The sequence below is a fragment of the Novipirellula herctigrandis genome (assembly GCA_007859835.1).
GTDB classification, from domain to species: Bacteria; Planctomycetota; Planctomycetia; order Pirellulales; family Pirellulaceae; genus Novipirellula_A; species Novipirellula_A herctigrandis.
Genome location: SJPJ01000001.1, coordinates 7,675,412 through 7,695,957, shown reverse-complemented (window position 1 = coordinate 7,695,957; position 20,546 = coordinate 7,675,412). Strand labels below are relative to the sequence as shown.

The window sequence follows — 20,546 nt, the reverse complement described above, 5'->3', positions numbered from 1 at the left end:
CCCCCCCCCACCGAATACACGAGCCCTCGCGAAATCGAAGACCAAATCATTGAATCCGTACAGCGAATTCGCGATTCATTGACCATCCCGCTGTTTCTTAAACTCAGCCGGGAGTTCACAAGTCTTAGCCACATGGCTGTGCGACTGCTTTGCAGCGTGCAAGGATTGGTTCTATTCGGAAAATCGCCGCAAATCGACATTTCGCTCGACAACTTCGAATTGATCAACAAGTGGATTTTAAGTTCGGCAAGCTCAACTTCAAGCTCACTCGAATCCATCATGCGAGTCCATTCGTATTGCCCAGTAATGCCGTTGGCCGCCTGTGGAGGAATCAGCGCTTCAGGCGACGTGATCAAAGTGCTGTTAGCGGGAGCCGACGTGGCAATGATCTCGTCAGCCGTTTACCGAGAAGGACCTGACGTGATTCGCACGATGATTGATGGATTGGTCGTGTTCATGGAACGTCACCATTTTCAATCAATCCGAGACCTGCAAGCCAACCGTCCACTCCGGTTTGCAAGTGAAGAGGAAAGGCACGATTACGTTCAAACGCTTTCGCTTCGCCTAAACCCACATTACGAGGACTCCGGCACGCGAGCGATGCATTGTGACCGCTGGGGGCATCCGCAACCGCCGATGACGGGTGAGGTTTAGGACGCCGGTTGTGAATTGAAACGCAATGGCCGAGGGGCACCGCGAGCGTCTCGCCGTTCGGATTGCGTCTCAATCTCTTGGCACTTCGATACCTCGTATCAGCGACTGCAACTCTTCGTCAGTCGAACGGCCTTCGATCTCGGCCTCCGCAGTCAATTGGACGCGGTGACGGAGAGCCGGCAGAGCAATTTCAACGACATCATCCGGCACTGCATAATCGCGACCGGAAAACGCGGCGAGCGTTCGCGCCGATTGCATGAGGGCAATTCCTGCACGTGGCGACGCGCCGATATGGAAGGCGGGCCACGTCCGGGTCGCTCGAACAATATTGTTGATGTAATCGACCAAGCTCTCTTCGACCAATACTTGGCCACACATCTGCATTGCCTGCAAGATCTGTTCCGGGTTGGTGATCCTTTGAATCTCATCGCGTAGTCGCTGGTTCAAATCGACCTGCTTACTATGCATTTTTAAGATCTCGGCCTCTTGGGCTAACGACGGATAATCGACTCGCAACTTGAACATGAATCGGTCGAGTTGCGCTTCGGGCAAGTTATAGGTTCCCTCGCTTTCAAGTGGGTTCTGAGTGGCCAACACCAAGAACGGCCGTGGCACTCGGTGGCTAGTGCCATCAACCGTCACTCGATATTCCTGCATGATTTCCAGCAGTGCCGCATGCGTCTTGGCAGGCGAGCGATTGATTTCGTCGGCCAACAATAGCTGCGTGAACACGGGCCCGGGGCGAAACCGAAACTCGCTTTTTTGCATGTCATAGACCGGTGCACCGGTAATATCCGAGGGCATCAAGTCAGCAGTGAATTGGATTCGCCCAAATTCACATCCCAAGGCTTGACCGAGCGTGCGCACAAAGAGCGTTTTTCCAAGTCCGGGCACCGATTCGATCAGCACATGGCCACCGGCGAACAGGGCAGTCAGAGTCCCGAGCACCAACTCGTCTTGACCGACAAACAATTTACTGATCTCGGTCGCGATTCGTTCGTAGAGTTTTTTGATCGGGGCCATCTTCGTAGACGCAGGTCGCTGAACCGCTGGAGCTGGAACCGCTGGAGCAGGAACCGCTGGAGCAGGAACCGCTGGAGCTGGAACCGCTGCTGAAACAGGCGTTTCTAACGGTGAGGCAGCGGCAGGCGATTCCGGAGTTGGCTCTGATTGCACCGGAGGTTTCTTTGGCTCACTCGCAAATTGGTTTGGACGTGGCGACGAACCTGAAGAGGACGATCCAGGAGGGGGCGGAGTACTCAAGAGCTAGCCTTATCGTGAGGTTTCGTTGTACTTGTAGGTTGGTGAGCAGTATCGGGTTGGATCCATGGCCCATTCGTTTCGCCATTGACTCGCTTCAAATATTCGCTAATTCGATTGCGAGCATACGCTTCGCCTTTCGCTCGATTCATCAAAGCAGCAACGGCGTCTAAGTGGTCGCCAAAGTTGCTGACATTGTTGTAACGAATTCGTTTAGGTCGCCCAAGTGACGGTAGTAACATCAAACAAACGATCAATCCCAGAAGTACCGAATGGATCGTCACCAAACAAATCGGCCATACCGTCAACAATTCCATTCCCGATGCTTTTGGAATACTCGGGTCCGACTCGCTGACGGGCAAATCGGACGAAGGCGAACTGATGAAACCAACTTTCGGCTGCGAGACAAATTGAGTCGCGACACTCGCTTCGGCGTCGAGCAGTTTTTCCGCCGTCACTTCCTGCGGGACTCCCGGCACGGAAACACGCACAATTTTGTCCGCCAATGCTACTGAGAACGGTTTGGCCAAGGCGAAGTTGGTTAGTAATGAACCACCTGCAACGACAATCATTTGTGAGCCACGCCATTTGTCGCTATGAATCCGAGCGACGATCGTTTCTCCCGATGAGTCCTTTAGCAGGGACTCAAACTCGACTGGCGTTGTGGTCACCGTCGCCGTCCCAATGAAAACCCAATTCGGCGAACCGGGACCCGTCGGACCTGTGTTAACGGTTGCATTATTGGTATTTGTGTTTGCCGCTGTAGTCGTGGTATTTGTTGTTGAGGTTTTTGTTGCTGATTTGTCGGATTCATAGGGATTAAGGGCATATTCCAAACTGAGTTCCGTGGAATGGCCATCCGATGGTTTCACTCGATCGGCCCATACACCTTGGGTCTTCCCAATTTTCTGTTGAGCCATTTTTGGCTCCAATTCAAACCATCCATTGGTCTTGATCGGAAGCCGGTTCAGTCGCCACTGAATCCGCTGGTTAATACTGCGTCCGGCGCGCCGACGAAATTCGACACGTTTTTCCGGAGGCGCGATTTTCATTGCTTCATTCCAATAATCGACCTCACTGCCGCTGTCGGGAATCACGTACACAAGCGTTCGTTCGCCCCGACGGAGCCACGAATCGAACCAATCCGTCACTTCGTAATTGATCGGTGTCGCATATTCTGGGGTCCATACAATCGTATCGCACCGCTCGACTCGGTCGGTCAACCGACGAATATCACGATCGTAAACACCGGCATTGGTGAAAGCGTTTCGCAGGGCACCGAAACCATTGAGGCTTTGCTGCGCGGTTCGACCAGACGATTGACCGTAGTCACTCGACAATTGCCCGCAGCCGACCGATAATACCATCGCAAACACAAGGATCGCGCACGCGCCCCTACTAAGTCGAAAGCGATTGGAAGCTGTCTTTTTCATCACGCGGCCACCTCGTGCCGAATCCGAACCATTTCTTCAAGCTTTTGGTTCTGGCTCCATAGAGAATCAAATTGGTCGCGGGTCAACGAATGTCGACCGAAGTAAGATCGCTCGAACGCGTCGGTTGTTTGCCGAAGAATTATCCCCATTTGTGGATCAACCGCCTGTGTTTCTCGCACATATTTCCCATTGGTCTTGCCACGGTTAAGCCGCAGAATCCCTGCTCGGTCGAGCAGCAGCAGTTGGTGACCAAAAAGCAAGATGACCGCTTGATTAAATTCGCCAAGCTGCATCAAACGCATTGCTTCACTTCGCAAGTCGACACCGGTACGTCGAAGTTCAGCCGGCAAGTGCTTCATCCGCGCGATGGTCTGCTCGTCCAACGATGGTGTCGTACCATTAGACTTCGATCGCGATTTCGCATTCAAATCGATTTCCGTTTTCGATAACGCATAGACAAGCGCTCCGACAACCATGACGACAATCAGAACGAGCAAAGCCCAGCCAAACAAATTGCCGAGTGTCAGGTTTGTCCCAAACCAACCGCTACCAAACCAACTGCCACCACTATTGCCACCCGCGGCGGGCGCCGTGGATGCTTTGGGCTGAACAACCTTTTTCGGTTTCGGCAACCATCGACTATCGCGGTTCACCGAATCATCGACCGTCGTGCGAACATTTACTGGAACGAGTTCGCCTGCGCCGGAGTCATACCACGGCGTGTTTGAAAGCGCATTGCGAGCAAACGATGGATCTTGCTGAGGCGTTTGCGCCATCGATGCGGAACAGCCAAACGAAAGCAGGAAACCCAAGAAAAGGATCCGAACACTGGCAGTCGTCTGTTTAGGCAAACGCGATGAAGTCTTCGATTCAGGAATCACCAACACCCCGGCTTCTTCCCCGAATTGGCGCATTGCCTCCGCCCGGACTGCGAGTTCGACTTCCCAGCCTTCCAAACGAATTCTTGTATCGAGATAGTTCAACAAACGAACCACCACGCTGACTCCCGCAATGATCCAAAGTGCTGCAGGGAAGATTCCTAGCAGGAAAACCAAGTCCCAATCCCAATTGCTGGTCGCAATACCGCGTGCCCAAACCAACGTATAGAGGACACTTAGGAACAAAAAGAACAGCACAAACGAAACGGCCAAATAGCGTCCCGCCAAATCGCTTGCCATCGGTTGATGCAACGACTTTGACCGACGCCCAGCCGTGATGACGGAGTCAGAAGATGAGCGCAAAGGACATTGTTCGAGCAACAGTATCTCAGGCATGAAGGGTCGATTACTGCGAGCAATCATCATCGCAATGACGATCAAAAAAGGAACCATCCCATCAAAAAAACCATTCGCAGGTTGGCCAAATCGAAACGCCAAGAAAACCATCGTTGGAACGGCAAACCGAACAATCGCCAAAGACCAAAACCAACGCCAAAAATGGCGACGAACTTCACTGAATACACTTTTCCACGTCGGTTGGCTCTCGAACACCGCTTGCCCCAAATACAGTGTCGTCGCGACCCCGGCTGCGGGCGTTTGTAATGTGACCAACAACGCCATCCAGGTGATATACCGCCAAACTTCCACCAACGCCTCTTCGTCACCCAGCCCAAACCGAGCTTCCGCGATCGGAATCCAATAGAGCAGCGTTCCGTTGACTGCAACCCACGGCAACGCCCCAACCAAAAAGCCCACAAAAATTGCGGCGGGATAGCGGTGCAGCATCACCAACGCCAAGTCACCGATCTCGGCAAGCGTCCGTCGACGGATCACCACATGCGTTCGATCAAGTTGCATTCGCAGTGTCCTCAATCAATTGATCTTCGAACACAGTGTTTCCATCCTCTGCGTCGTCCCAAACGTGCCGCGTTCGGTTCGCAAAATAGTCGCTTGGACCTTCCTGTCTCGGGAAACCAAGTACAACGAAATAGAAACTGATCAATCCCGATGACATGATCGCCCAACCGGCTTTGAACACATACGGCGCGGGACTTGGCGAGAGAAATCCCTCCGTGAAGGCGGCTAGAACAAACAGCATCGCGGAAGCAGCCATAACAGGGACCGCCCGGATGGCACTTCGCCGAATCGAGTCATACCGCGTCAACCCACCCGTACGAAACGCACCAAGGCCAAGGCGAAGTCCTGCGCCAGCGGAAAGTGCGATCGCCGTCAATTCAAACGGGCCGTGTGCGGTGACAAAGTGAAAAAAGTGGTCGCCACCGGTAACATCCGGACGCGCCATGTAACCAAAAATCGTCCCCAAAGAGATCGCATTGTAAGAAAGAATGAAAACGCAGGGGATGATCAGAATGCCGAAGGCGAAACATTGCAATCCGATGCCCGTGTTATGGTTGATATAGAACCCAGCCATGGTGACGTAATGGTCGAGCGAACCGGACAACGGCTTCTCGTACATGTCTTCGACTTGTTCCAATTGGCTTGCGCCGACCATCGCGTTAGCAAACTCAGGAAACAATGCTTCGTTGTATCCGAGGTACATCGACAACGCGAACAATCCGAAAAAGATCAATGTAGCCACACGTACGCAAGGATCCGCAAAAATTTGTTGAGGTGCGTCATGAAAAATCACATCGATCCAACTTGACGGTTGAAACTTAGTAGCCCGGTAAAGTTGGTTGTGAGCGCGGGCCACAAGTTGATGCAGATAAGTGACCGTGTTTGGCGGCAATTGATATGCGTCAGCCAACGCCAGGTCAGCACATGCGGCGCGATACAGCGTCGAGAACCGAGCAACGCCTTGCGCCCCACGATGCTCGCCACCCGACACATTGTCCGTTCGCCCACGATTTTCCATCGCATCGCACAACCGTTCCAGTTCATTCCACTGGACGCGTCGCTTTTCAAGTATGGATGCAACATTCATGCGGGTGGATAAATCGGATAGGAGTGAAGGAGCACGATAGCCATTCTAAATGGTATCGCTTAGCCCCGTTGGCTTGTTTACATCGCGTTGCAGAGGGCTATATCCAGCCAATGGCCCAAGGTCCGCGATCTCGGTCGATGATTCGGCAAGGAAAGTCTTATAGTATAAGGAATACATCAACAGGTCTGGGTCGACGTCTTTGCGAAACTCAAAGCGGTCAAGCAGCGGAATCGTCAAATGTTTTGCAACTTCACGGCGACGAGCTGGCGTCAAATAATGGCGTCGTTCGGCATAGATTGCCAACGTCCGGGCCATGCTTCGGGAAATCCGATAGTCGCCGGGAATAAAGGATGCCAACGCGGCGACGCGAGGATCGTCCACTTTAGCGATAGGCAACCGCCAACTTCGTTCGTCAATGATCACCATCGTCCCCGCCGCAAGATCGCCAAGTCGTTGCATCCGCCTTGTGAAAATCATCGATAACAAGCCAATCATCGCCGTCGGAATCAAGAAGGCTGGCGGAGCGTCTTCCGCACCCAATTGACTCAGTGCTGCCATCGGTGCCAAGTCCGCCACACGAAGTAAGTTTCGGATCAGGGCACGAGTCCCGCTAATGGGGTGACCTTCGACATCAATGACACGGATTCCGGTGGCCCATTTCCCCACGGTACGACCATTATAGTAGGTTTCTAGAATCGTTCCGTAAAACCAACTGACCGCGAAATTCAAGATAAATGCTGCCGCCACCACGAACGGGCCCAAGAAACTAATGTCAATCATCAACCCTAGCAGCAACATCACGATGACGACGCCAATGATGACGACCCACCGGACGGCAAAGTCGATCAGGTAAGCCGGTAAACGACGGAACGGACCAGCAAGTTGATAGTTGAACGCAATATTCTCAGGCGTTACCACTGCAATCGTCGTATCTAAAGCAGCGGCAGAGCTCATGACCAGCTATTACAAAAGTGGAGACAGTAAAAAAACAACTCGCCACTTTTCTGCGAGCCCATGCTTCGATTATCGCTTGCGATCCGGTAACCTTGCAACCATGCTTGTCGTTCAAAACGCTTGCAATGCAGAAGTTCCCGCTATTCTCTTAACACAAGCGAAGTTCAAACGTGCACGACGAATCATCACCAAAAAACCGCACCTCGCCCGTTCGTTTTGGCGTGCTCGGCACTGGCCGTATCACTCGTCGGTTGGTAGCCGATCTGCAATCAACCGACGGCGTGGAAGTAACGGCCATCGCCAGCCGAACGGCTGAAAGAGCGAAATGGTACGCGGATCAATTCGGCATTGCCGCTGGAATCGCGGGATACGACGCGCTCATCAAACGTGAAGACGTCGATGCGGTTTACATCGCGCTGCCTCCTTCAATGCATGCCGAGTGGTCGATCGGTGCAGCGGCTCAAAAGAAACACATCTTATGCGAAAAGCCGTTAACGGTTTCGTGTGAGGAAGCCGACGCGTTGGACCGTGCTTGCCGTGAAAACCAAGTCCGTTGGCTCGACGCGACCGGATGGCTACATCACGAACGAACCGAGACGTTTGCAAAGTGGATCGCAGAAAAGCATTTCGGCGAGATTGGTCACATCAGTGCTGCGGTATCATTTTACCAACCGTTCCAATCGGACGAACACCGGCTCGATCCCAAACTCGGTGGCGGTTGCTTGCTCGACCTAGGCTGGTACTCCGGTGGCTTGATCCGCTTTGTCACCGGAAAAATGCCAACCGCAATCTATGCCGACTCGGTAATTCGCGAGGGAGTACCGCAACGGATCACGGCAATGATGTGGTTTGATAACAACGTAACGGCGACGTTATCATGTGGCTACGACACGGCCTCAAGAAAATGGTTCGAAGTGGCCGGCAGCGTTTCATCGTTAATCTGCGACGACTTCACGAGACCATGGGCCGACCGCCCAGCACGATGTTGGGTCCATGATGCCGCAGGAACGGCCCAAGAACACTCGTTTGAAGGACAGCAGCAAGAGCGGCGAATGATCGCAAAATTGATCAGTGACGAACCGCTTGAATCACTACAGCGGCAAGCACTTGATACGCAAAGAATCATCGACGCAATGGAGGAATCGATCCGCCAAGAACAGCGGATCGTGATCTAATCGTAGCACCCAATCTTTGTGGGCGTTTCGGACGTCGGGTCACCGAACGCCTTTCGAGAAACCGGGTCTGTTATTACCCGGGCTGGACACCAACTCACTCGCACAAACAGCGACGAATCGCTTAACCAGCCATCCGCGAGATGCGGTTGTGAGGCTGTGCCAATTCTTCGACAGTGGGTTGATAGCGGTACTGCATCAAATAGGCGTCCTCGACCGTGTCTTCGTAAAAGTCACGAAGAACCGAGATGGCACGGAAGCCAAGCCTCTTGAAGAAGAGCTGAGCCTCGAGATTCGTCTCACGAACTTCCAACATGATCCGATTGCGACGCTCCTGCGACAACTTGCCTAGCAGCTTATTCAGCATCGCATCGGCGACGCCTTTGCGGCGAGCGTCGGGGTGAACAGCAAAGTTCAAAATATGCAATCGGTTCTTGTGCAATTCATAGATCATGAATCCGACGACTTGGTCGTCCAATTCAGCGACCATCCCGATGCAATTCCGTTGACGAAGACAGCGAATGAAATCTTCTTCGGTCCACGCAAATTCGAAACTTTTGTTTTCAATCCCAAGTACAGCCGGCATATCGCGGCGAATCATCCAACGAATATGAACGCTGACAGACGTTTGTTTGGTATCCACGCTGGACTCCTTTCCACCTGAATGAACCATTTCACTCTTCTGTGGTGCGCCCTCTTGGCGTCCCTCGAGTTTCTGAAATGTGTCGCAACCAACGACGTAAGCGGAGATTAGCAGATCACCCAACCTGCACCAATACAGAAGTCTGATTTTCCCAAAATTTTAAAGCGACGAAAAATGCCGCCCCCAAAACGCGGGCGCAAATCGGATCCACCGCGTACGGAGTTAGCGAAAAACCGCTCAAAAGACCGGATGCAAACGTAGCGTTGCTACAATTCCGCTGCGTTCATTTGGAAAAGGGGGCATCCTGGCCGACGAATGCTTGTTTCAAAATGCTCGTTCATGCCCCTGACAACGTTCATGCCCCTGACAACGTTCATGCCCCCGACAACAAGGAACGCGGCATTCATGCTATTCCGAACGAGTTTTTGCCGAAGCGGAACGATATCAAACGAGCTGCTGGCGGGGTGAAAGTCTTCGATACGATCGAGACAATCCTCCCGCCGGAACAAACGCCTGAATTGGTGACGCGCTATTTCGTTACCTTCAAGACATATGCGAATTCCGAAGGCCTTTCGGTTGGCAACGCCACTTCCAGCGAATCGGAATTGCGAGTCCACTTCACGGTTTCGTCGGACCCGAGCATGGTGATCGTACCGATTTCGCCATCGTACAAGCCCGAATCTTTCCCAAGAGACCGAATGTTGATTCGGTTATTTTCGGGCCAAGCAAGCCCCGTGACGTAGAGCACACCATCGCGTGTGGTGAACCGCAAATCTCCCGCGGTAAACGGTTTGTCCTTGGCCTCCGAGACGTGTCCAGTAGAAACGGTGGTGGGGCCTTCGCCAAAGGTCTTCCAGTAGGTTGTTTCGTAGATCGATTCGCCGTTGATTTTCAGCCATCCGCCAATCGCTCGCAGAATCGCCTGATCTTGCTCGGGGATCGTGCCATCAGGACGAGGGCCGACGTTGAGCAGTAAGCACCCATTTTTGCTGACAATATCGACCAAGTCGTCGACCAACCGATCAGGATTCTTGTATTTCTGGTTTTCCGTGTAACCCCACGAACTCGAACTCACCGCGGTGTCGGTTTGCCAGAATGGCTTGCGGATCTCGGCCATCTTCGATCGTTCTTTATCAAGCACGGCGGCTGTCTCAGGAAACGCGTCGAATTTGTAGTTGATGACCCCAATCCCATCCTTCCACTTCGTCGACTGGTTGTAGTAGTAAGACGCAAACTTCTTCAAGTGCCCCGCATACGAGTTCTCTTCGTACGACAAATCACGTTTGGGAGTGATGGCAAAATCGAACCAAAAGACTTCGGGTTTGTATTTGTCAACCAATTCACATGAACGAGCCAACCAATCATCTTTGAATTGATCGTCTTGTGGCGGAAAGAAGTTTTGGTAGTCCCAAGCGTTCTCTTTAAACAGAAACGGCATTGGTCGCCCGTAGAGGTCCGCATACTGTGGATCGGCATTATCATACGATTCGTCGCGGACGTAGAACATCCAATTGAATGCACGGTGACTACTCAACCCGAACTTCATGCCTTCGTCACGAACGGCCTTTGACAACTCAGCAAGCACATCTCGCTTGGGCCCCATTTCCGATGCATCCCAACGCGTGAACGAACAATCGTACATGGGGAACCCATCATGGTGCTCCGCGACGGGAACGACGTAGCGTGCGCCGGTCTCCTTGAACAACTTCGCCCAACTGCTTGCATCAAACTTTTCAGCTTTGAATTGGGGAATAAAGTCTTTGTACCCGAATGTCTTTTGAGGGCCATACTTTTCCGAATGATGTTCAAAGAAGTTGCTACCTCGTCGCCCCTTGTTGATATACATTTGGCGTGGATACCATTCGCTGCCGAACGCCGGAACGCTGTAGGCACCCCAATGGATAAAGATGCCAAACTTGGCGTCCTTGTACCATTGTGGAACTTCATACTTCTTCAACGACGACCACTCCTCATCATAGGGTCCATCCTTGATCGCAGCGTTGATTTTCTCGACCGCTGGTGCAACAGCGGGATGAGGGGCAGTCGCAGGGTGTGGCGATTCCGCGGACACACATGCACATAACATGGTCATCGAAAGAACAGATGCCAAACGTCTCAAAAACATAAAATTGTCTCGCTAGAAAGCTGGGTCGTGGTGTTGACCGCACTGGTCAGAATTTTTGAAAAGTCCAGATGCAAAGGAACGGCGATACTCTAATCATCTGGGGGTCGAGATTATAGCAAAAAATCCCTTCCACTGTCCGGTGGTCGATTTTTTGGTACAAGAACATGAAGCGATGCCAAGACTTTGAAGTTGGCGACCAAGAGGCCCCTTGGCGAGACCACGCGACGCGGGGAATCGAGCCAGTATTTCGTGGTGTTTTGTGGTTTCGATTGGCTGATCACACTTGCGCTTTTTGCGGCTAACATACGAATTATGGTACATCAACGCAGCATCCGAATTGTCGACTCTCATACCGCTGGGGAACCGACTCGTGTGGTCATCGATGGCGGCCCCAAACTGACCGGACGAACGGCCTTTGAAAAACGGGAAGAACTTCGCCGGGATCATGATTGGCTGCGGACTTGCGGATTGAGTGAACCACGTGGGTACGAAGCAATGGTCGGCGCGTTGTTATGCGAATCAGACCGGGACGACTGCGTAGCGGGCGGGGTTTTCTTTAATAGCGTCGGCTACCTTAACGGCTGTATTCACGGCACCATAGGTTTAGTCCAAACTTTGGTTCATCTAGGAATCATATCTGCGGGGGACCACGGTATTGAAACACCCGCCGGACGCGTGACGGCACAAGTCGACGATAGCGGCTCGATCTCGGTTCGGAATGTCCCAAGCTATCGCATCGCCGCTGGGGTGTCGGTATCCGTGCCTGATTGGGGTACCGTCGTCGGCGACATCGCGTGGGGTGGCAATTGGTTCTTTCTGGTCAACAACACTTCGGGGTTTCCCTTGCATTTGGAACACGCAGGGAGGTTAACCCAGTACGCAATTGCGATTCGCCAATCACTCGCCGACCAAGGCATTGTTGGAACAGACTCGGCCGAAATCGATCACGTGGAAATATTTGATTCGCCCAGTGACCCGGCGTCAGCCGACAGCAAAAACTTTGTTCTCTGTCCCAGCAACGCCTACGATCGGTCACCTTGCGGAACCGGAACGAGCGCAAAGTTGGCTTGTCTATTTTCAGATGGCCGGCTCCATCTTGATCAAACTTGGCGACAAGCTGGAATCCTTGACACTCGATTCTATGGATCCGTCGAAATGGCAAACCAAGCAAACGATATTCCGCCTGGCAGCATCATCCCAACGATAAAAGGCCAAGCGTTTGTCAACGGCGAGTTAACATTGATCATTAACTCGGCAGACCCATTTCGTTTTGGCATCCCTTATCACCAAGCTTCACTGAATCAAAAACCTTCAACGTAAATAGTTTCCTGATGGCTGATTCCTCGAATATCTTTTGTGGCTGCGTTCCGGCACTGATGACTCCCTGTTCCGCTGACGGAACACCTGATTTTGACGCTCGCGTTAGGAAGGGGCGCGACCTGGTTGAAATCGGGATGCGAGCGGTTGTCTATTGTGACTCGATGGGTGATTGGCCACTGCTGACCGATACACAACGACAAGAAAGCGTTGAGCAACTTCTCAAAGCATGTGTTCCGGTGGTGGTTGGCACCGGGGCACAAAATCCGCATTTGGCGGTCGCTCACGCCGCACACGCCAATCAAGTCGGCGCTGCGGGGTTAATGGTGATCCCCCGATTACTTTCGCGGGGCAATTCCATCCCCTCCCAAAAAACTCACTTTCAAGCAATCTCAAAGGCCGCTGCCGACGTTCCCGCTGTGACTTACAATAGCCCCCACTACGGATTCCAAACTCGTGCCGATTTATTTTCCGATCTCCGTTGTGACAATCCAAACTTAATTGGCTTCAAAGAATTCGGCAGCTCCGATGCGTTGAGCTATGCGGCAGAAAACATAACCAGCGGCTCGGCGGACTTAACCCTGATGGTTGGCGTCGACACACAAGTGTTCCATGGTTTCGTCAATTGCGGTGCCAAAGGAGCGATCACGGGCGTCGGTAATGCGTTGCCGCGTGAAGTGCTACGGTTAGTGGAATTATGCGAAAGAGCGGCTTTAGGGGACGCCCAAGCAAGGCGATTGGCCACCGAACTTGATGCAGAGTTAAAAATCCTCTCGACGTTTGATGAAGGCCCCGACTTAATTCTCCACTACAAATACTTGATGGTCCTCGAAGGCAATCCGGAATACCAATACCAACTCAACCCATCAGATGCTCTTAGCGACAACCAACGTGAATTCATCCATGCCCAATGGACGTTGTTCAAAAGTTGGTACAGCAATTGGTCAGGTGGAACCAACAACGTTTGACGATGAACTCACCAACCCCCACCGAATCAGCCATTGTGGTCGGCGCGGGCGTGATTGGAATCGCGTCGGCCCACTATTTATCTAACGCGGGGATGCAAGTCACCGTGATCGATCGCTATCGAATTGGCGCGGGATGCTCGCTTGGCAATTGTGGTTACATTTCCCCAAGCCATGTGTTGCCGCTAACCGAACCTGAGGCGATTGGCGTTGCTCTGAAATCACTACTAAATCCTAATGCACCGTTTCGAGTAAAACCGCGGTTAAGTTTGCATCAGTGGAAATGGTTCTGGGAATTCACTCGCCGCTGCAATCGGCGACAAATGCTCGCAGCAGGGAAGCATCTAAAGGCGATTCTTGATTCGTCAATGAGCGAATATCGATCGATAGTTGCTGAACAGAAATTGTCGTGCCAGTGGAAAGAAACGGGACTGCTTTACGTTTTGCAAAGCACAGCGGGCATGCGAGCGTTTAGTCATACGGAACGGTTTCTGGCGGAACACTTTGGTGTCTCGAGCGAGCAAATCAGGGGTGGTGAACTCACCGATTTTGATACCGCGTTGAAACCAGGATTGGCTGGTGCGTATTATTTCCCGGGCGATGCATCGGTTCGCCCCGACTTGCTGTGTTCGTCGTGGTCAAATCAGCTGAAGAGTCGCGGCGTGAAATTCATTGAAAATTGCGAGTTGCAAAACGTGTCGAAAACGTCCGGCAAAATCACTGGCGTGCAAACTTCGCATGGCCCAATGACCGCCGACCACTACGTATTGGCAACCGGTGCCAAAAGCGTCCTTTTATCCAAGGAATTGGGGTGCCGCATTCCTATCGAACCTGGCAAGGGTTACTCGGTGACGATGGCCCGACCCAATCGGTGCCCTCAACACCCGATGTTGTTCCCCGAACACAAAGTGGGGGTTTCACCATTCGATGATGGTTATCGCCTTGGTTCGATGATGGAGTTTGTTGGCTTTGACGAATCGATTCCCGAGCGGCGTATTGAACAACTGCGGCGTTCGGCCAAACCCTATCTCGTCGAACCTTACACGCCTGGCAAACAAGAGCCATGGTTCGGATGGCGACCAATGACGTGGGATAGTTTGCCGATCATCGGGCAAGTGCCGAGACTATCGAACGCTTTTCTGGCGACCGGTCATAACATGCTCGGATTGAGCCTAGCGACAGCGACTGGAAAGTTGATCACGGAGATCATCCAAGGCCACCCCACGCACATCGACGCGACTGCGTTTTCACCAAGCCGGTTTTAGGGAATCGCTCGCATGGGAATCGGCTTTAGGCTGAACGTCTGCCGCTTCGAGTTCGTTTCCTTCCGTACGGATCATCTCCGTGTAAATCCTCGGTCGATCCATGGGCAAACTCGCTGATCGGTCGTTGGGGCGGTTGAGCGGGTGCTAGCCAATCGTTCTCACGCAAAAATTTGGTAACCAGCTTTAATAACGTCGACCGATAACTGGATGCATCGTGTCCCTCTTCGATCCATGCTTGAATCTCAATCCGCTGAAAACTTTTTCCAACGCATACCAACGTCGCTTGTGGTGACGGAGACAGCAAAACATCTGGCTGATCGATTACTAACTCTTGCAACATTCGACAAAGATCGGCGGGTCGCTCATCGCGAGTCGCAGCGACCTCGACTGGGATCACACTAAGTCGACCGGCGCCCATCCAATTGACAACATCTTCGCTGACGAAATTCTTGTTCGGCACAATCACCTCGCGTCCCTTTTCATCCGACAATACCGTTGTGCGAAGTTTTTGAGAGGCAACTCGTCCGGTTGCTTTACCGACGGTGATCAAATCACCGAGCCTCGCAGGTTTTTCAAATAGCACAATGATTCCGCCAAACAGGTTGCGAACGATATCCTGCAAACCAAAGCCGAGCCCGATGGTTAGGCCAACCGCCAACCACTGGATCGCTTGCCATCGAATGCCGATCCATTTCCCAGCCACAAAGCAACCAACGCCAAACAACAGGCATCGTCCGAACACCAATGAAAGATGCTCCATCCCTTCATCGAACGATACTCGTTGAAGCACCAAAGCGTCGAACAATCCGGGCAACAGACTGGCCAGTTGAAACGCAACGAACAACGTCGCTGCAGCCAACAACAAGTGCATCGCTGTAATCGGCGTTGTTTCGGTAACCGTCTCCATCACCGTCTCGCCACTGGCATCGACCAAGGCTTGTTGGACCGTATCGTCCACGGTCCAGACCACCGGATTTCCCATCCGAACATTTGGGAACACATCAATCCACAGCCATCCTAAGCTGGCAATCGCACCAACAACCAAAGCACATTGGCACAGAAACGCCATTTGGTGCTTAAGCTCAAGCGAATGTTCCGCCAACGTCCCGGTGACGCGTTCGGACTTGATCTCGCCATACTCATCGAATTTGCGTTCTTGCTTTGATCCGGTCAACCACAACCACGAAGTAGCAGAGAGAATTTTTACCGCCGACCATAGCGTGCCGCCAATCAAAACAGCAACCATCGTGATCATCGCACGCTTGACCAATTCATTGGCAGTGAACCCATACCCGAGTACCGACAAGACACAGACCGCAAGCGGAAAACCGATCGCGGCCAAATAGACCACCAAGCGAATACGATGGATCACGCTGCCGCCGTACTTTTCGATCAGTGGTTCTAAGAATCCGCCGGAGGGACGAAACGCTAAATGGAAGGTCCATGCAACCAATAGCATCGACGCCAAAAATCCGAACCGCGCAACACTGCCGCGCCACATTCCATGATCGATCAAACCCGACAGCGTGATCACGTAGGCCGCCAATCCCAAACCGATACCGATCAACATTAGATAAGTGCAAGCTCGTTTGCGGCGTGGCAACTCCACAGCAACGTGTTTGTCAAAGTACCCGAAGGTGCGAAACAATTGCCGCGGCACTTCGACGGACAACACGACCAAACATGCTGCATAGAAGGCACTGGACGCATTGAGCGTCGCTTCCGACACGTACCCTTCACCTAGCCACCGCGCAATGGAATACAGAATTGTCGGAAAAGCAATCGCAACAACGGTGGTTAAGATGCCTGCCGCAACCTTTCGCAACTCGTCTGTTGACTCACGCATACGAGTACGGCTACCGATTCCAACCAACCACGATTTTGCTCGCCATCGAATCATCAAAACCAAAACGATCCATGCCAATAGACCAATGCCCGCAACGGGATCGGTTCGCCATTTTTGGCCAAGCGAATACCCAAAGTCGGCACTACGCTTGGAATTAAAAAATGCTCCAAGCCCGGTGCTGAATTTGCGAACATCGTCCACAGCCAGCGCGTCGTCGCTGCGAATCCAGATAACTTGGCGATCGATTAAACGCTGGTAATCGTGAGTCAACTCGTGCAATGCAGTGGTCGACGAGTCAAGTTCACCCAATTTTTGTCGATAGTCTTGATAGCCTTCGCCCAACGCCACAAGCCAAAGTTTTCTTTGACGCAGCAATTCCTCAATTTGTGATGCCATGGCGGCGTTGGAGCCCACCATTCTATTGGGACCTTCCGAGGATTCGTATCGATTCGCCGCCATCATCTGCTGCGTCTGCTCGACCGGGTTAGAGCCATCATAGTGGACCATTTCGATGTCCAATTGCTCGGCTCGCGAGCGACTCAGTTCATCGTTGGTGAAAAGTGTCACGGTGTCATGAGCTTGCCAATGAGCCAATTGCTCCTTCTTGTGTCGCAACAACATCCCCACCGTCGGAGTCAAACCATAGTGATCAAGCTTGGCTTGGACGTCCTCGTAGTCGCGAGTGGTAGTGGCGAGTCGAGTGCTCGATTCGTGGACTCGATTGGAAAGAACACCATAGCGCTCGGCCAAGAGTGCCCATCGGTCTGCGAATTCGCTGTTTTCCGTAGCCACCGACGCGGTAATTTCCGAACCGACGCCGGATGCGTTTTGTGCAATCCGACGAAATTGGGCTGCACTAAGCCGAGCCGATTCGATCGCCGTTAGGTCGTACTCTGATTGATAGGGACGATCGTTGACCGAAGTGAACGGTGACGGCGCGATCGGTTGCGAGGTGAAGGTCTTAGGGGAATTCAACCAATCGCTTTGCCCGTGCCCGGTTTGTATGTCATACCGAGATGCCAGTTTTGGCTCGGCAATGGCTCTCCGTGGTAGGTCCGTTGTTGGAATCGTTGTGTTTGATGCTGTCGATTGATTCGATGCGGCGGAATGGACCGGAGTCGAGGCCACGGATGTTGATTGGGCAGGGTGCTCCGCCGGATAGGAGTTGGTTGGATAGGAGTTGGTTGGATACGAGTTGGTTGGATAGGAGTTAGTTGGATACGAGTTAGTTGGATACGAGTTGGTTGGATACGAGTTGGTTGGATACGAGTTAGTTGGATAGGAGCTCACCGGTTGAGAAGCGATTGGATACGAACTCGGATAGGTAACGTATTGGCCGTTGCATCGGTTGGTCCACGATTGAAAAGCAACCAAGATCATCATCGCGACACCAATAACGCCCTGGCGAGATATCGGGCCACCATCGTTCCAGCAGTCGAAATCGGGGGTGAGATCCAATCGAAAGGTCATAGTAGACCGCCTAATTCAGTGTCGAGGGCTTAACAGATGACTCGCGAAAATGCGAGATTTCAGACAATCGTGCCGCTCGGGCGCAGAACGGCGAATGGAGAAATACGCAAAATCAGGCAAAGAATCTAGCCCGATCGTGTTTCACAACGCTCATCCCGGACAACCGGGTTGGACCGTATCGGCGGTTGTCGATACGATACAACTGTCCCAGAAAAGCCAATCTTCGTTTTCGTCATCTCCATCGGTCGCCGCATGAATCGACTTTTGCTTGCTATTTTCCTAGCTTGCCTGACTGGCCCAATTTTTTTGTCAAAATTGACGGCGCAGGCCCCCCCGAACGATTCAATTACGAAGTGGGTCGAGCAACTCGGCGATGACCAATTCCACCGGCGAAAATCGGCAACCGGCAAACTCATTGATGCAGGTCCCTCGGCAGTGCCGAGGCTCGTGGGGGCACTCGACCGGGGCGATTTGGAAACGATTGACCGCGCCATTCATTGCCTGACAGAGATCGCGCTAAAACAGCCGCCCGACGAGGTGGGCGGCGCGTGGGACGCTTTGACAAAGGTGAGCGAGTCGGGAGCCACCAGCCGTGCATCGTTGGCAAAGACCGCAGTGGAAGAGATTCGCGAGATGCGCCAATCGCAAGCTGTCAATGTGTTAGCCCAGGCTGGCATCACGATTGGGATCGACAAATTCCTCGTTCGTGCCATCAGTACTCCTGAGATGGTCGTCCAGATTGACGAAGGTTGGTCGGGCGATCTAGAGCCTTTAGCTTGGCTTCGTTGGATTAAGAAGATTGAATTCGCACGTGTCAAAGGAACCGCAATTCGCTCCGAAGTGATCGAGCGGTTAGTCGAAATGCCCGACTTGAAGACAATCGCGATCGTCGAAGGAGAAGTCGACACCACCTGTATCCGGCCGCTCCAGCGAATGGAGCGAGTCAATTCGCTTGAATTTCGCTACGTTCATTTGACAGCCGAACTCGGTGATGAGATCACCAAGATTCCAATCGCCGTCTCATTGAGCCTAATGGGAACCGGCATACCCAAAGAGAAAGTCGATCAGATGCGGACGCAATTGCCCGGGCTGCACATCGATTTCAAACAAGGTGGCTTTTTGGGAGTACTTTGTTACAACGGAATGGACACATGCCGAATTAACGAAGTCACGCGCGGCAAACCAGCCGAACAGGCCGGTTTGCTTCGGGGCGACGAGATCGTTGGGATCAACGATACGACGGTCACCAAGTTCGAAGATTTGCAGGAAGCGATCAATCAAAAAATGCCCGGTGACGAAGTCGAAGTAAAATTCCGTCGAGGCGTAGAATTAAACAGCGTCATACTGAAACTCGGAAAGTACGACAACGAGTGAGCAAACGCAAAAAGCCGGCTAAAAAAGCGGCAAAATCCGATCCGCTCATGTCGTCCGATTTCCCGCCACATGATGTTGTGTGGCAAACATCAGCATGGCGAAGCCGAGTCCGCAAACGGCTGTTGGATTGGTACGCCTCTAACGCACGCGACTTGCCTTGGCGCAGTCGACCCGGCGAACCTCTAACGAGTCCCTATCGGGTTTGGGTCAGCGAAATCATGCTGCAACAGACTCAGGTGACAACGGTTGTTCCCTACTACGAGCGATTTACGACTCGTTTCCCGACGGTGGATGCGCTGGCCGCAATTGACGAACCGACACTGATGACACTTTGGGAAGGTCTCGGTTACTATCGCCGTGCCCGCTCGATGCATGCAGCGGCAAAGCATATTTGCGACCAACACGACGGAGAATTCCCCACGAATTACGACGATACTCTCGCCCTGCCGGGAATTGGCCGCTATACCGCAGGAGCCATTCTTTCGATTGCCACCGATCAACGTTTACCGATTCTAGAAGGAAACACACAGCGCCTTTTCAGTCGCTGGATCGCGATGCAAGGATCGCTGGGCGAGAAACCGACGATGGATTTGTTGTGGTCGGTTGCCGACGCGATGTTGCCACAAACGGGTTCAGGCATATTCAACCAAGCGGCAATGGAACTCGGCGCATTAGTTTGTACGCCAAGAAACCCCAAATGTGACGAATGTCCCGTCGTGCGAATGTGCCGAGCAAAAGAACAGGGACTCGAACAATCGATTCCTGGAAAAGTGAAACGAATTCAATACGAAGACCGCACCGAATTTGCATTTGTGATTGCCAACGACAAGAAGGACCGCTATCTAGTCAGGCCAATTGCCGCGGGCCAGCGATGGGCCGGTCTATGGGATTTCCCTCGCGTGACGAGTGGCAAGTTTGACAATGTCGATGATGCCGCAGCATCCATAGGCCACGAAATGTCGGGCGTCGTTGCTCCGCTTAAGCAGCTAGCAACTCTGAAACACGCAGTGACAAAGTATCGAATTCGGTTAGACGTCTTCGTTGCCTCGGTCAGCGGAAAGCCCCCGAAACGATGGAAAGCGACACCGCCGTGGCAATTCATGACAAAGCAGGAATTGGTTGACTTACCTCTTAGCGTCACCGGTCGAAAGATCGCCCAAAAGCTGCCTTAGCAAACACCGCTCC

15 protein-coding genes are annotated in these 20,546 nt (G+C 52.6%); 7 read left to right on the top strand and 8 right to left on the bottom strand.

Features of this window, described 5'->3' with window-relative positions; all coding sequences use genetic code 11:
* Positions 1-654: beta/alpha barrel domain-containing protein (locus CA13_RS35750; protein ID WP_473087496.1), on the top strand; the 654-nt coding region annotated here is incomplete at its 5' end.
* A gap of 69 nt (positions 655-723) precedes the next feature.
* Here the strand turns inward: CA13_RS35750 and CA13_RS27920 are convergent.
* From CA13_RS27920 to CA13_RS27900, 5 genes are all read right to left on the bottom strand, one after another.
* Positions 724-1,830 (bottom strand): AAA family ATPase, encoded by a 1,107-nt coding sequence (locus CA13_RS27920; protein WP_473087495.1) that lies wholly within the window; start codon positions 1,828-1,830, stop codon positions 724-726.
* An 83-nt stretch (positions 1,831-1,913) separates the two neighbouring features.
* Complete coding sequence (locus tag CA13_RS27915) at positions 1,914-3,347, bottom strand: hypothetical protein (protein WP_146402296.1); 1,434 nt, start codon at positions 3,345-3,347, stop codon at positions 1,914-1,916.
* Entirely contained in the window at positions 3,347-5,143 is a 1,797-nt protein-coding gene (locus tag CA13_RS27910) for a DUF4129 domain-containing protein (RefSeq protein ID WP_146402294.1), read from the bottom strand. Before CA13_RS27910 ends, CA13_RS27915 begins: the two co-directional genes overlap by 1 nt.
* Entirely contained in the window at positions 5,133-6,230 is a 1,098-nt protein-coding gene (locus CA13_RS27905; RefSeq protein WP_146402292.1) for a stage II sporulation protein M, read from the bottom strand. The genes CA13_RS27910 and CA13_RS27905 overlap by 11 nt, the downstream gene beginning before the upstream one ends.
* Positions 6,231-6,275: 45 nt before the next feature.
* Entirely contained in the window at positions 6,276-7,184 is a 909-nt protein-coding gene (locus CA13_RS27900; protein WP_146402290.1) for an RDD family protein, read from the bottom strand.
* A 170-nt stretch (positions 7,185-7,354) separates the two neighbouring features.
* Here CA13_RS27900 and CA13_RS27895 point away from each other — a divergent pair, with 170 nt between their 5' ends.
* A complete protein-coding gene (locus CA13_RS27895; protein ID WP_146402288.1) occupies positions 7,355-8,359 on the top strand; it encodes a Gfo/Idh/MocA family protein in 1,005 nt (334 codons plus the stop codon).
* Positions 8,360-8,480: 121 nt separating this feature from the next.
* Here CA13_RS27895 and rimI read toward each other — a convergent pair whose 3' ends face one another.
* Together rimI and CA13_RS27885 are read right to left on the bottom strand one after the other, a co-directional pair.
* Positions 8,481-8,957 carry a ribosomal protein S18-alanine N-acetyltransferase gene (gene rimI, locus CA13_RS27890; protein ID WP_146403938.1) on the bottom strand — a complete coding sequence of 159 codons (477 nt, stop codon included), beginning with the start codon at positions 8,955-8,957 and terminating at the stop codon, positions 8,481-8,483.
* 571 nt (positions 8,958-9,528) lie between these two features.
* Entirely contained in the window at positions 9,529-11,091 is a 1,563-nt protein-coding gene (locus CA13_RS27885) for an alpha-L-fucosidase (RefSeq protein WP_146403937.1), read from the bottom strand.
* 345 nt (positions 11,092-11,436) lie between these two features.
* Between CA13_RS27885 and CA13_RS27880 the strand changes: the two genes are divergently transcribed.
* Genes CA13_RS27880 through CA13_RS27870 form a run of 3 tightly spaced genes read left to right on the top strand, consistent with a single transcriptional unit; the run spans position 11,437 to position 14,671 of the window.
* A complete protein-coding gene (locus tag CA13_RS27880; protein ID WP_146402286.1) occupies positions 11,437-12,444 on the top strand; it encodes a proline racemase family protein in 1,008 nt (335 codons plus the stop codon).
* A gap of 11 nt (positions 12,445-12,455) precedes the next feature.
* Complete coding sequence (locus CA13_RS27875) at positions 12,456-13,409, top strand: dihydrodipicolinate synthase family protein (RefSeq protein ID WP_146402284.1); 954 nt, start codon at positions 12,456-12,458, stop codon at positions 13,407-13,409.
* A 2-nt stretch (positions 13,410-13,411) separates the two neighbouring features.
* Entirely contained in the window at positions 13,412-14,671 is a 1,260-nt protein-coding gene (locus tag CA13_RS27870) for an NAD(P)/FAD-dependent oxidoreductase (RefSeq protein ID WP_146402282.1), read from the top strand.
* Between the two features lie 25 nt (positions 14,672-14,696).
* Here the strand turns inward: CA13_RS27870 and CA13_RS27865 are convergent, their stop codons facing one another.
* Positions 14,697-17,987 (bottom strand): mechanosensitive ion channel domain-containing protein, encoded by a 3,291-nt coding sequence (locus CA13_RS27865; RefSeq protein ID WP_419194922.1) that lies wholly within the window; start codon positions 17,985-17,987, stop codon positions 14,697-14,699.
* A gap of 252 nt (positions 17,988-18,239) precedes the next feature.
* Here CA13_RS27865 and CA13_RS27860 point away from each other — a divergent pair, with 252 nt between their 5' ends.
* Positions 18,240-19,361, top strand: a complete 1,122-nt coding sequence (locus tag CA13_RS27860) for a PDZ domain-containing protein (RefSeq protein ID WP_146402281.1) — start codon at positions 18,240-18,242, stop codon at positions 19,359-19,361.
* Positions 19,358-20,533: an A/G-specific adenine glycosylase gene (mutY, locus tag CA13_RS27855; protein ID WP_419194921.1), complete on the top strand. Its 1,176-nt coding sequence runs from the start codon at positions 19,358-19,360 to the stop codon at positions 20,531-20,533. The genes CA13_RS27860 and mutY overlap by 4 nt, the downstream gene beginning before the upstream one ends.
* Positions 20,534-20,546: the final 13 nt, after the last annotated feature.